This window comes from Paracoccus sediminis (genome assembly GCF_900188295.1).
Taxonomy (GTDB): domain Bacteria; phylum Pseudomonadota; class Alphaproteobacteria; order Rhodobacterales; family Rhodobacteraceae; genus Paracoccus; species Paracoccus sediminis.
Genome location: NZ_FZNM01000006.1, coordinates 57,927 through 70,281, shown reverse-complemented (window position 1 = coordinate 70,281; position 12,355 = coordinate 57,927). Strand labels below are relative to the sequence as shown.

The window sequence follows — 12,355 nt, the reverse complement described above, 5'->3', positions numbered from 1 at the left end:
CGATGGACCTGCCGCCGCCCTTCCGGGCCACGGACGCGACCCATCACCGGCCCGGAAGCCATGTTTCGGTCAGCCGCGCGCTGCCCGAAGAAGCCGCCATCGCCATGGTCTACGACGGCACGACCCATGCGGTGATGATGGCGACGCCCGCGGATGTTGAGGATTTCGCGGTCGGATTTTCCCTGACCGAGGGAATCGTGACCGGCACGAACCAGATCGCCAGTTGCGACGTGATCGCCCATCCCAAGGGAATCGAGGCGCAGATGTGGCTGGCCGAGGATCGGGGCGAAGCCCTGGCCGCCCGCCGCCGGACGCTGGCGGGTCCGGTCGGCTGCGGGTTGTGCGGCATCGACAGCATCGAGGCGGCTGTGCGGTCCTTGCCTGGCCTTGCCGGGGCAGGTCCGACCCTGACGATCGATGAAATCACGGCCGCCACGGAATCCCTGCGCGGCTGGCAGCCCCTGCACGACCGGACGCGGGCCGTCCACGCGGCGGGCTTCATGTTGCCGGGGCAGGGCGTCGTCCTGGCGCGCGAGGACGTGGGGCGGCACAACGCGCTGGACAAGCTGATCGGTGCCATGGCCCGACAGGGGATCGATCCGTCGCAGGGCGCGATCGTGTTGACTAGCCGGGTATCCACGGAAATGGTGCAGAAATGCGTGATGGCCGGCTGCGCCATCCTGATCGCCGTATCGGCCCCCACGCTGCACGCCTTGCGCCTGGCCGAAGGCGCGCATCTGACCCTTGCCGCCTTCGCACGGGGCGAGGGGTTCGACCTGTTCTGCCACCCCGAACGCCTGCGGGCAAAGGTGTCCGATGTCGCCTGAGAAGATGGTCACGATGGCCAACCAGATCGCCGTCTTTTTCGACAGCCAGCCGGGCAGCGCGCCGGACAGGATCGCCGATCACCTGAAGGATTATTGGGAACCGCGAATGCGCGACCAGCTGAAATCCTATCTGGCGGCGGGCGGAACGGGCCTGCGCCCTTCGGTTCACGAGGCGGTGAGCCGCCTTTGATCGGCTTGGCGTGAAACTGGCTGGCATCCGGGGGGTTGGTGTGGGCAATCACACCGGGATTCTAGATGCGCGATTCTGCCGACAAAGTCGATCTGTCCGCGTGTCGGCTGTGCGTGATCCGCAATCGCGGATCCGGCAAGAAGGATCCGCCGGAACTGCTGCGCTCGATCCGCGACGCCTTGCAGGATAGGGTGGCCGAGTTCGAGCTGCGCGAAACGAGCCGTGGCGATCAATTGGTCGACCTGGCGCGTCAGGCGGCCGATGACGGGTTCGATATCGTGGTCGCCCTGGGCGGGGACGGGACGCAATCGGCTGTGGCGGGCGCGCTTGCGGGGACGGATGTGCTCATGGGCGTGCTGCCGGGCGGAACGTTCAATTATTTCGCGCGCGATCTGGGCGTCGGGGAAACCTTCGACGAAGCCCTGGCAACCCTTGCGGAGGCCAGGGTCAGATCTGTCGACGTGGGGCAGATCGAAAATCTGGTATTTTTGAACAACGTCAGCTTTGGGGCCTATCCGCATATCCTGAAGACGCGCGAGGGGATCTACAAGCGATGGGGCCGGTCGCGGCTGGCGGCCTATTGGTCCGTGCTGGTGGCCCTGCGGCGGCTGCGCAATCCGATGCACCTGACCGCGACGGTCGATGGCCGGGCGCGTGACTTCACGACGGCCTTGGTCTTTATCGCTCGCAGCGCCTATCAGTTGGATTCTTTTGGTCTGGACGGGGCGGATGCGATCCGGGCGGGGAACTTTGCCGTGCTGATCGCCAAGGCGCGCCGTCCGCTGCCGCTGCTGCGGTCGGCGTTTCGGCTGGCCTTCGGGTTCAGCGCCAAGGACAGCGATTTCGACCTTATCATCACCGACAGGCTGACGATTGAAACTGGCAGGCGCAGCCAGTTGGTCGCCCATGACGGGGAAAAGACGCGCATGGTCAGTCCCTTTCACCTGCAAATCAGGCATGGCGCCCTGAATGTGCTGGTTCCGGCTGATGGACGAAGCAAGACGCAGGATCCCAAGGCGTGACCCGCATCGCGCACCTGTCGGACCTGCATTTCGGTTTCCACCGCACGCCTTTGGTCGATCCCCTGCTGGATCGGGTGAATCGGTCGGGCGCCGATCTGGTTGTCATCACCGGCGACGTGACGCATCGCGGGCGCATGGGCCAATACGCCCAGGCGGCCCGGTTCCTTTCACGGATCAGGGCGCCGGTGATGGTCGTTCCGGGCAATCACGATGTGCCGCTGTACAATCTGCCCATGCGGTTTCTGGCCCCATACTGGGGTTATCGCCGCACCCTCGGTCGCGACCTTGCCCCTACGCGTCAGGTCGGCGATCTGCGCGTGATCGGGCTGAACAGCGTCGATCCCTTTGCGGTCCAGCGCGGCACGATCCGCGACCGAGAGATTGCGCGGCTGATCGGTGGCCTTGATCCCTTGGCCACCAACGTCGTGGCGGTGCATCATCCCCTGGAACAGCTGGACCAGGTGGACAAGGAACTGTCCCGCCGCGCCCCCGAGGCATTGGCCCGGCTGGAACGCGCGGGTGCGCAGGTGGTTCTGTCGGGGCACCTGCATGTCTGGGCGACGGGCGCCATGCTGGACCAGACGACCCATCCGGGGATCTTGCAGATCCAGGCCGGAACGGCGCTGTGCGGTCGCGTTTCGGACCGGCAGAACGAATTCGCGGTGTTGCAGATCGACGGGCCGGTGCTGACGGTCGAACGCCACGTCGCCCCCATGGACGAGCCGACGTTTCGCCCGCCGGAGCATGAGTGGTTTTCCCGCGAAAGCGGGGTCTGGGTCGCCCATCAGCCCGCGGAAATACCGATTGTGCCCGGCGCCACGGAAACGGCCTTGAGCACGGCGTGAACCGGGCGGCCGGGTTTCAGATCCAGGGCCTTGGCGGATCGGGCGGTGATCCGGGACAGGATCACCTGTCCGCCCGCGTCCAGCCGCACCAGCATCCCGCCGCCGCCGCTGTCAGTCATGTCCCGCACGCGCGCCGCGATCACGTTCAGCGCGGAAATCCCCTGCGGCGCGGCGGTCGCGATCATCACGTCCTGTGCCAGGACACGCAGCCTCAGCAAGGTGCCGACAGGCGCCCCGATCCGGGGCAGGAACAGCGGGCCAAAGGGGGTGGACAAGCGCGTCAGGCCATCCGCATCCTGCGCCTCGATCCGCGCGGCCAGGATGGCGCCGGTTTCAGCCAGGCCGAACAACGGCGCGGCGGCAGGGTCCGACAGCAGCGCGGCAACCGGACCCGCCGCTGTGACCCGGCCCCTGTCGATCAGCACGACGGTGGTGGCCAGCCGCGCGACTTCTGCCGCGGAATGGCTGACATACAGGATCGGCAGCCCGGCGTGGTCGCGCAGCCGTTCCAGATAAGGCAGGATTTCCTCTTTCCGCGGCTGGTCCAGGGCGGCCAGCGGTTCGTCCATCAGCAGAAGACGGGGATGGGACAGGATCGCCCGGCCAAGCGCGACCCGCTGGCGTTCGCCCCCCGACAGGGCGGCGGGACGGCGGGGCAGCAGATGGCCGATGCCCAGCATCTCGACAATGCGGGGCAGGTCGGGCCGGCGGCCGCGCCCGGTGAACCAGTGGCCGAACAGCAGGTTCTGCCGCACGGTCAGATGCGGGAACAGCCGCGCCTCTTGAAAGACATAGCCGATGCCGCGCCGGTCCGGCGGCAGGAAGATGCCTTGGCCGCTGTCGGTCAGCACCGTCCCGTCCACGGCGATCCGCCCGAACTGCGGGCGCAGCAGGCCGGCCACGGCATTCACGATGGTTGTCTTGCCCGACCCCGACCGGCCGAACAGCGCGGTCAGCCCGGCGGGCGCGTCGAAGACGGCATCCAGCGTGAAGCCCGGAACGGCATGGCGCAGCGCGACCTTCAGCATCACGCCCCCCGGATACGGCGCGCAATCAGGCGCGACAGCCATTCCGACAGGAACAGCGCCGCCATGGCGATCACGATGGCGACGGCCACCAGCCGGGCGGCCTCGGCCTCTCCGCCCGGCACCTGGAGGACGGCATGGATGGCCGACGGCAGGGTCTGCGTCTGGCCGGGAATGTTCGACACAAAGGTGATCGTGGCGCCGAATTCCCCTATCGCCTTGGCGAAGGCCAGGATCGCGCCGGCCAGGATGCCGGGCAGGATCAGGGGCAGGGTGATCGTCAGGAAGACCCAGATGCGCGGCGCGCCCAGCGTGGACGCAGCCTGTTCCAGCCTCGGATCCACGGCATCGATCGCAAGGCGGATGGCGCGGACCATCAGCGGAAATGCCATGATCGCGGCGGCAAGCGCCGCGCCGGTCCAGCGAAAGGCCAGAACGACGCCGATCCCGTCCAGCCATTGCCCAACCCAGCCACGCCGCCCGAAGGTCAGCAACAGCAGATAGCCCGTGACGACCGGCGGCAGCACAAGCGGCAGATGCACCAGCCCGTTCAGCAGCCCATGGCCGGGAAAGCGCCAGCGGGCCAAGGCATAGGCCACCAAGATCCCCAGCGGCAGGCTGACAGCCACCGCCCACAGCGACACCTTCAGCGACAGGCGCACGGCTTGCCAGCCTTCGGGGCCCAGCCAGTCGGCCACGTCAGTCCGTCACCACAAAGCCATGATTTTCGAAGATCGCGCGGGCAGGATCGCCTGACAAGGCATCATAAAAGGCGCGACCGGCGCCGTCCGCGCCGGTCAGCAGCGCGGCGGAATAGGTGATGGCCGGATGGCTGTCGGGGGGGAAGGTGCCGACAACGGTCACGTTGTCTTCGGCGGCGGCGTCGGTGGCGTAGACGATCCCCAGGGGCGCCTCGCCCGCAGCGACCAGGGCTAGGGCCGCGCGCACGTTGTCGGATTGCGCGACATCGGCCTGCACCCCGTCCCAAAGCCCCAGGTTTTCCAGGGCCGCCTTGCCGTATTGCCCGGCGGGCACGGCCTCCACCAGGGCCATGGCCAGCTTGCCCCCGTCCAGCATTCCGGCCAGATCGGTATCGGACGAAATCGGCACGGCTTCCGCGTCGGTGCCATGGGCTATCAGGACCAGTGTATTGCCCAGCAGATCCCCGCGCTGCCGGGTCAGCCCGGCCTTTTCGACCTCATCCATCCAGTCGGTGCTGGCCGAAATGAAGATGTCGGCGGGCGCGCCTTCGATGATCTGCCTGGCCAAGGCATTCGACCCCGCATAGGAAATCGCCGTGGTGTTTCCGGTCCGTTGGGCAAATTCGGCCGCCACCTCGTCCAAGGCGTTTTTCAACGACGCTGCCGCGAAAACGGTCACGTCCCCGGCCCAGCCGGGCAGTGCGGCCAAGGTCAGTGCAGAGGCCAACAAGACAGGGCGCATGGAAACCTCGACGGGATATGTCTTTTCGAACCTATCGACCTTCTTGCGCCTTGGGCAAGCGATATTTCCACCCGGAAATAACCGGGCAGGATTCACAAATAAGTTGAAAGTCATGGCAAATGTGGATATTCGACCGCCAGTCTTGTGGGCGACAGGGTCAGAACAGACCGCATCGGAACGGGTCGGGCGTCACGCCGCGGCCCTTTGCCGTTCCCGAAAGGCAGCCATAAAGACCGGCGGAGCCAACCGCATGGCCAGTGACATCGACCTAAAGGAAAACGATCATATATGTGCGCTAAAGCGACCATGGAGGAATTCGAAGCCCTCCTGAACGAAAGCTTCGACATCGACACCCCGGACGAAGGTTCGGTCGTCAAGGGCCGCGTCATCGCCATCGAGGCGGGACAGGCCATCATCGACGTCGGCTACAAGATGGAAGGCCGCGTCGATCTGAAGGAATTCGCGAACCCCGGCGAGGAACCCAGCATCAAGGTGGGTGACGAGGTCGAGGTTTATCTGGATCGCGTGGAAAATGCCCGCGGCGAAGCCAGCATCAGCCGTGAAAAGGCCCGCCGCGAGGAAGCCTGGGACCGTCTGGAAAAAGCCTATGCCGACGAGGAGCGCGTCGAGGGCGCCATCTTCGGCCGCGTCAAGGGCGGCTTCACCGTCGACCTGGGCGGCGCCGTGGCCTTCCTGCCCGGCTCGCAGGTCGACGTGCGCCCCGTGCGCGATGCCGGTCCGCTGATGGGTCTGAAGCAGCCGTTCCAGATCCTGAAGATGGACCGCCGCCGCGGCAACATCGTCGTCTCGCGCCGCGCCATCCTGGAAGAAAGCCGCGCCGAACAGCGCGCCGAGGTCATCGCCAACCTGACCGAAGGTCAGACGGTCGACGGCGTGGTCAAGAACATCACCGAATACGGTGCGTTCGTTGACCTGGGCGGCGTCGACGGCCTGCTGCACGTCACCGACATGGCCTGGCGCCGCGTCAACCATCCGTCCGAGATTCTGGCAATCGGCGAAACCGTCAAGGTTCAGGTCATCAAGATCAACAAGGACAGCCACCGCATCAGCCTGGGCATGAAGCAGTTGCAGGCCGATCCGTGGGATACCGTGGGCGACCGATTCCCGATCGGCTCGGTCCACCAGGGCCGCGTGACCAACATCACCGACTACGGCGCGTTCGTCGAATTGCAGGCCGGGGTCGAAGGGCTGGTCCACGTGTCGGAAATGTCCTGGACCAAGAAGAACGTCCATCCGGGCAAGATCGTCTCCACCTCGCAAGAGGTCGAGGTCATGGTGCTGGAAATCGACGAAGCCAAGCGCCGCGTGTCGCTGGGCCTGAAGCAGACGCAGCGCAACCCGTGGGAAGTGTTCGCGGAAACCCATCCGTCGGGCACCGTCATCGAGGGCGAGGTCAAGAACATCACCGAATTCGGTCTGTTCGTGGGCCTGGACGGCGACATCGACGGCATGGTCCACCTGTCGGACATCAGTTGGGATGCCCGTGGCGAGGATGCGATCCAGGACTTCCGCAAGGGCGATGTGGTCAAGGCCGTCGTCCAAGACGTGGATGTCGAAAAGGAACGCATCAGCCTGTCGATCAAGTCGCTGGAAAACGAGCACATGGCCGAAGCCGTTGACGGCGTGAAGCGCGGCTCGGTCGTGACCGTGGAAGTCACCGCCATCGAGGATGGCGGGATCGAGGTGGAGTACAACGGCGTCAAGTCGTTCATCCGCCGTTCGGATCTGGCCCGCGACCGCCAGGATCAGCGCCCCGAGCGTTTCGGCGTCGGCGACAAGGTCGATGCCCGCGTGACCAACATCGACACCAAGACCCGCCGTCTGGGCCTGTCGATCAAGGCGCGCGAGATCGCCGAAGAAAAGGAAGCCATCGACCAGTACGGCAGCTCGGATTCGGGCGCGTCGCTGGGCGACATTCTGGGCGCGGCGCTGAACCGCGACCGCTGATCGCGGCTTTGCCCGTTTGACATGGACCGCCCCTGCAATCGCGGGGGCGGTCTTTTTGCTGCCTGACGGATAGGCACAGACCGTTCAGTTCTCTTGCGCGGCCAGGTTAAAACTGGCATCGCTATGGAAACTCGGGACCTTTTCCCGCGTTGCTTTTTCGTCGCGCGTGAAGCGACCGAGTTGTTGCCGCCGTTACGCCACCTGGGGGGATGATGATCCGTTCCGAACTGATCCAGCTTATCGCTGACGAGAATCCGCATCTGTTCCGGCGTGATGTCGAACGGATCGTGAACACGGTGTTCGAGGAAATCATCGACGCCATGGCGCGCGGCGACCGGGTCGAGCTTCGCGGTTTCGGCGCATTCTCCGTCAAGAAGCGCGATGCCCGGACTGGCCGCAATCCCCGTACCGGCGAGGCGGTGGATGTCGATCAGAAATATGTTCCCTTCTTCAAGACCGGAAAATTGCTGCGCGATCGGTTGAACGGGGACGCCTGAACGGTCTAAACACGGCCGGACATTCGGCCAAGGCTCTTGGTCGCCAGCAAGGATTATCCATGCGCTTTCTTCGTCTGATCTTTGTCGTGGCCCTGGCGATCGTGCTGGTCGCGGTCGCCTTGGCCAACCGCGGAATCGTCACGCTGTCGGCGTTCCCCGCGAACTTCGGTCAGTACCTCGGCGGGCGGTGGGCCGTGGACCTGCCCCTGTTCCTGGTGATCTTTCTGGCCTTTGCCTTGGGTATGTTGGCGGGTCTTGTCTGGGAATGGCTGCGCGAATCGCATATTCGCCGCGAGGCGCGGCGTCATTCCGACCGCGCCGCCCGGCTGGAAAATGAGGTCGATCACCTTCGCCACCGCCACGCCGCCCCCAAGGACGAGGTTCTGGCCATCATCGACCGTCCCAAGGCTGCGCCTGCCGGTTTGCCCGTGGCGTCGCCCGAACCGGCACAAGGTCTGACGCTGCCGACTGGTCGCTAAGCCATGGCGCAGGTCAAGATCTGCGGGTTGCGGCGACCTGACCACATCGTCACGGCCGCCGAATCCGGCGCGCGGTTCGTGGGTTTCGTGTTTTTTCCGAAATCGCCTCGGGCCGTATCGGCCGAGGAGGCCGCATTGCTGATTCCGCATGTTCCGGTCGGTGTGGCGCGTGTAGGCCTGTTCGTGAACCCGGACGACGCGTTTTTGGACCATACGCTTGGACATGTTCCCCTGGACATCATCCAGCTTCACGGGTCCGAAGATCCCGGCCGGGTGGCGGCCGTCAAGGCGCTGACCGGGCTGCCGGTGATGAAGGCGGTCGGACTGGCGGGGCCTGACGACCTTGCCGCGCTGACAGATTACGGTCTGGTGGCCGATATGCTGCTGGTCGATGCAAAGCCATCCAAGGGGGGCGATCTGCCCGGCGGCAACGGGCTGCCTTTCGACTGGCGCCTGCTGGTTGGGCGCACATGGCTGGGCCCCTGGATGCTGGCCGGGGGCCTGACCCCGCAGAATGTGGCCGAGGCGATCCGGCTGACCGGCGCGCCAGCGGTCGATGTCTCGTCGGGCGTGGAAATCGAACCCGGTGAAAAGGACGAAGGGCTGATGCGGGCGTTCGTCGCGGCGGCATCGTGATCGTGGTGTCCTGACCCCTGCGGCATTCGGGCGGACGCGCATCGTTTCCATGGCCGGCCGGGGTTCACGGCCAGCCATATTGGTTATAAGAAACCTATCCAGGCTTCCAAAGACATCCAAGAAGGCGCGCCCCATGGCAGACGATCTGGTGAACAGCTTCAAGACTGGCCCCGACGAACAGGGCCGTTTCGGCATCTATGGCGGCCGCTTCGTCAGCGAGACGCTGATGCCGCTCGTCCTGGATCTGGAGACGGAATACGAACGCGCAAAGACCGACCCGGATTTCTGGGCCGAAATGGACGACCTGTGGACGCATTACGTCGGCCGCCCGTCGCCCCTGTATTTCGCGGAACGCCTGACCGATCACCTGGGCGGCGCCAAGATCTACATGAAGCGGGACGAACTGAACCACACCGGCGCCCACAAGATCAACAATGTTCTGGGCCAGATCCTTTTGGCGCGCAGGATGGGCAAGACCCGGATCATCGCCGAAACCGGCGCCGGACAGCACGGCGTGGCGACGGCGACTGTGTGCGCGCGCTTCGGACTGCAATGCATCGTCTATATGGGCGCCACGGATGTCGAACGACAGGCGCCAAACGTCTTTCGGATGCGCCTGCTGGGGGCCGAGGTTGTGCCTGTCACTAGTGGCCGCGGCACCCTCAAGGATGCGATGAACGACGCGCTGCGCGACTGGGTGACGAACGTGCGCGACACGTTCTATTGCATCGGCACTGTCGCCGGGCCGCATCCCTATCCGGCCATGGTCCGCGATTTCCAGTCGATCATCGGCAAGGAGGTCAAGGAACAGATCCTGCCGCGCGAGGGCCGGTTGCCCGATACGATCGTCGCGGCGATCGGCGGGGGATCGAACGCCATGGGCCTGTTCCATCCGTTTCTCGACGACACCGATGTCCGCATCATCGGGGTCGAGGCGGGGGGCAAGGGCGTGGACGACCGGATGGAACATTGCGCCAGCCTGTCCGGCGGGCGCGCGGGCGTTCTGCACGGCAACCGCACCTATCTGTTGCAGGACGACAACGGGCAGATCCTGGAAGGGCATTCGATCAGCGCAGGGCTGGATTATCCCGGCATCGGGCCGGAACATGCCTGGCTGAAGGATATGGGCCGCGCCGAATACGTCAGCATCACCGACGCCGAGGCGCTCGAGGCATTTCAACTGTGCTGCGCGCAGGAAGGCATCATCCCGGCCCTCGAGCCCAGCCACGCCCTTGCGCATGTCATGAAGATCGCGCCCGGCCTGCCGCGCGACCATATCATCGTGATGAACATGTGCGGCCGCGGCGACAAGGACATCTTCACCGTCGCCAAGCACCTGGGCTTCGATATCAAGACATGAAACCGATCAAAGACTTAGCGTGAGAATATCGGTCAGGATCACAAGGGCGGTAGCGTCTGCAAGGGTCTGAGGCCACGCTGCCACCGGCAGGCAGGCAGCCGCGGCTGCCAAAAGATCAGCTTTGCGCATCGGCCGCATGCGCCCGCAGCAGTTCCAGCGGAATGATGTCCAGGGCGCGTCTGTGGGTCGATTCCAGCACGACCTTGGGCGCGCCGAATTCCTGCGCGGCTTGCAGAAACCGGGCCGCGCACAGGCACCAGCGGTCGCCCGGCTTCAACCCGCCAAAGCGGAATTCGGGACGCGGCGTGGACAGATCGTTGCCCAGGTATTTCGACAGCGCCAGAAATTCCGCGTCCACGATGACGCAGACCGTGTGGCTGGCCGCGTCGCCCGGCCCGGTATCGCAGCAGCCGTTGCGATAAAACCCGGTCATCGGCCGTATCGAACAGGGCTCCAGCCGGGTTCCCAGCACGTTCACAGATGGTTCCATGACCTGTCCTCCCCATCTCGCAGGCTACAGCGATGCCGCCGGGCCGCCAAGCCCTGCGCCGATCACGGCTGGCGAAACCGGCCGGTCAACTGCCGCAGCCTGTCCGTCAGACTGGCCGGTTCGGCAGGTCCGGGCGCAGGAACGGTCGGCACGGCGGATTTCGGGGCAGGGGACCGAGTGCCGCTGTTGCGCGCGGGCTGCATCCGTGCCGCCACCGCATTCTGGAACCGCGCGCCGTCCCCCGCCGCCAGGCCGCCCGCCCCATCCGACAGGCCGCGCATCAGGTCATCCAGCCAATCCGCATCCGCCTTGGCGAAATCCGACAGGACATAGGATGCGACGCGATCCTTGTCGCCGGGATGACCGATGCCCAGGCGGACGCGGCCGTAATCCGGCCCGATATGCTGATGGATCGACCGCAGCCCGTTGTGCCCCGCATGGCCGCCCCCGTGCTTGACGCGGCATTTGCCGGGGGCCAGATCCAGCTCGTCGTGCAGCACGATCACGTCGCCGGGGGTCAGTTTCAGATAGCGCATCGCCTCGCCCACGGATTGCCCCGACAGGTTCATGAAGGTCTGCGGCTTCAACAGGGTCACGCGGGCGTCGCCCAGCCGTCCCTCGGACGCCAGGCCCCGAAAGCGCGTCTTCCAAGGCGAAAAGCCGTGGTCCCCGGCAATGCGGTCAACGGCCATGAAGCCGATGTTGTGACGATTTGACGCGTATTTCGTTCCGGGGTTGCCCAGACCAACGATCAGCTTCACGCTTGTCTCCTGCCGATTGCGCCGCCCTTGCCGGGGCGAAGTTCGTTCGATGCCTTGCGGCGGACCTTGCCCGTTACTAAGACTCTGTCAACCTTTCGCGGCTAACAGATGGGAACAGCGCCCGGACGAATCGCGGGAACAGGGACACAAGGCAAGGACAGACGATGAGCGATCCGGCAGAATTCTACATGAACAACCTTGTTCCCATGGTGGTCGAACAGACCTCGCGCGGGGAACGGGCCTATGACATCTTTTCGCGCCTGCTCAAGGAACGGATCATCTTTGTGTCGGGGCCGGTCCACGACGGCATGTCCACACTGATCTGCGCGCAATTGCTGTTCCTGGAGGCGGAAAACCCCAACAAGGACATCAGCATGTACATCAACAGCCCCGGCGGTGTCGTGACGTCGGGCCTGTCGATCTATGACACGATGCAGTACATCCGGCCGCGCGTGTCCACGCTGGTGGTCGGGCAGGCGGCGTCGATGGGGTCGCTGCTGCTGGCGGCGGGCGAAAAGGGACTGCGCTATTCGCTGCCCAACAGCCGGGTGATGGTCCACCAGCCGTCGGGCGGTTTCCAGGGACAGGCGACCGACATTCTGATCCACGCCCGAGAGACCGAAAAGCTGAAGCGCCGCCTGAACGAGATCTATGTCCAGCATACCGGACGCGATCTTGCAGAAGTCGAGGAAGCGCTGGAGCGCGACCGTTTCATGTCCCCCGAGGAAGCGAGGGACTGGGGCCTGATCGACGAGGTCGTCGCCCCGCGCGGCAAGGCCGAGCCGGAAAAGAAATAGGCCTGTTGGGGATTG

General features: G+C 65.2%; 15 protein-coding genes. 10 read left to right on the top strand and 5 right to left on the bottom strand.

Going from position 1 to position 12,355, the window contains the following annotated elements; all coding sequences use genetic code 11:
• The first annotated feature begins 2 nt into the window (after window positions 1-2).
• The 4 genes from fdhD (at window position 3) to CHB77_RS10255 (ending at window position 2,884) form a co-directional block, all read left to right on the top strand.
• Window positions 3-827 carry a formate dehydrogenase accessory sulfurtransferase FdhD gene (gene fdhD / locus CHB77_RS10270; protein ID WP_089388118.1) on the top strand — a complete coding sequence of 275 codons (825 nt, stop codon included), beginning with the start codon at window positions 3-5 and terminating at the stop codon, window positions 825-827.
• Window positions 817-1,017, top strand: coding sequence for a formate dehydrogenase subunit delta (locus tag CHB77_RS10265; protein ID WP_089388117.1), 201 nt, complete (start codon window positions 817-819; stop codon window positions 1,015-1,017). The genes fdhD and CHB77_RS10265 overlap by 11 nt, the downstream gene beginning before the upstream one ends.
• Window positions 1,018-1,082: 65 nt before the next feature.
• Window positions 1,083-2,039: a diacylglycerol/lipid kinase family protein gene (locus CHB77_RS10260; RefSeq protein ID WP_089388116.1), complete on the top strand. Its 957-nt coding sequence runs from the start codon at window positions 1,083-1,085 to the stop codon at window positions 2,037-2,039.
• Window positions 2,036-2,884, top strand: coding sequence for a metallophosphoesterase family protein (locus CHB77_RS10255; protein ID WP_089388115.1), 849 nt, complete (start codon window positions 2,036-2,038; stop codon window positions 2,882-2,884). The genes CHB77_RS10260 and CHB77_RS10255 overlap by 4 nt, the downstream gene beginning before the upstream one ends.
• Here CHB77_RS10255 and modC read toward each other — a convergent pair.
• From modC to modA, 3 genes are read right to left on the bottom strand one after another with little or no spacing between them, the layout of a single operon-like run.
• Complete coding sequence (modC, locus tag CHB77_RS10250; RefSeq protein ID WP_089388238.1) at window positions 2,824-3,915, bottom strand: molybdenum ABC transporter ATP-binding protein; 1,092 nt, start codon at window positions 3,913-3,915, stop codon at window positions 2,824-2,826. The two genes, CHB77_RS10255 and modC, sit on opposite strands and share 61 nt — an antisense overlap.
• Complete coding sequence (gene modB, locus CHB77_RS10245; RefSeq protein ID WP_089388114.1) at window positions 3,912-4,607, bottom strand: molybdate ABC transporter permease subunit; 696 nt, start codon at window positions 4,605-4,607, stop codon at window positions 3,912-3,914. Before modB ends, modC begins: the two co-directional genes overlap by 4 nt.
• A 1-nt stretch (window position 4,608) precedes the next feature.
• Window positions 4,609-5,352, bottom strand: a complete 744-nt coding sequence (modA, locus tag CHB77_RS10240) for a molybdate ABC transporter substrate-binding protein (RefSeq protein WP_089388113.1) — start codon at window positions 5,350-5,352, stop codon at window positions 4,609-4,611.
• A 288-nt stretch (window positions 5,353-5,640) separates the two neighbouring features.
• Between modA and rpsA the strand changes: the two genes are divergently transcribed.
• The 5 genes from rpsA (at window position 5,641) to trpB (ending at window position 10,292) form a co-directional block, all read left to right on the top strand.
• Window positions 5,641-7,320: a 30S ribosomal protein S1 gene (gene rpsA / locus CHB77_RS10235; protein ID WP_089388112.1), complete on the top strand. Its 1,680-nt coding sequence runs from the start codon at window positions 5,641-5,643 to the stop codon at window positions 7,318-7,320.
• 212 nt (window positions 7,321-7,532) lie between these two features.
• On the top strand, window positions 7,533-7,817 hold the full coding sequence (gene ihfB / locus CHB77_RS10230; protein WP_089388111.1) for an integration host factor subunit beta: 285 nt from the start codon (window positions 7,533-7,535) through the stop codon (window positions 7,815-7,817).
• 59 nt (window positions 7,818-7,876) lie between these two features.
• Window positions 7,877-8,296 (top strand): LapA family protein, encoded by a 420-nt coding sequence (locus tag CHB77_RS10225; RefSeq protein WP_089388110.1) that lies wholly within the window; start codon window positions 7,877-7,879, stop codon window positions 8,294-8,296.
• Window positions 8,297-8,299: 3 nt separating this feature from the next.
• The gene (locus CHB77_RS10220) at window positions 8,300-8,932 is read left to right on the top strand and encodes a phosphoribosylanthranilate isomerase (RefSeq protein WP_089388109.1); all 633 of its coding nucleotides are present in this window, start codon (window positions 8,300-8,302) and stop codon (window positions 8,930-8,932) included.
• 133 nt (window positions 8,933-9,065) lie between these two features.
• Window positions 9,066-10,292 carry a tryptophan synthase subunit beta gene (gene trpB, locus CHB77_RS10215; protein ID WP_089388108.1) on the top strand — a complete coding sequence of 409 codons (1,227 nt, stop codon included), beginning with the start codon at window positions 9,066-9,068 and terminating at the stop codon, window positions 10,290-10,292.
• A 115-nt stretch (window positions 10,293-10,407) separates the two neighbouring features.
• Here the strand turns inward: trpB and CHB77_RS10210 are convergent, their stop codons facing one another.
• Together CHB77_RS10210 and pth are read right to left on the bottom strand one after the other, a co-directional pair.
• Entirely contained in the window at window positions 10,408-10,782 is a 375-nt protein-coding gene (locus CHB77_RS10210; RefSeq protein WP_089388107.1) for a DUF2237 family protein, read from the bottom strand.
• A 62-nt stretch (window positions 10,783-10,844) separates the two neighbouring features.
• A complete protein-coding gene (gene pth, locus CHB77_RS10205; RefSeq protein WP_089388106.1) occupies window positions 10,845-11,543 on the bottom strand; it encodes an aminoacyl-tRNA hydrolase in 699 nt (232 codons plus the stop codon).
• Between the two features lie 164 nt (window positions 11,544-11,707).
• Here pth and CHB77_RS10200 point away from each other — a divergent pair, with 164 nt between their 5' ends.
• Window positions 11,708-12,340, top strand: a complete 633-nt coding sequence (locus CHB77_RS10200; RefSeq protein WP_089388105.1) for an ATP-dependent Clp protease proteolytic subunit — start codon at window positions 11,708-11,710, stop codon at window positions 12,338-12,340.
• The last annotated feature ends 15 nt before the right edge of the window (window positions 12,341-12,355 follow it).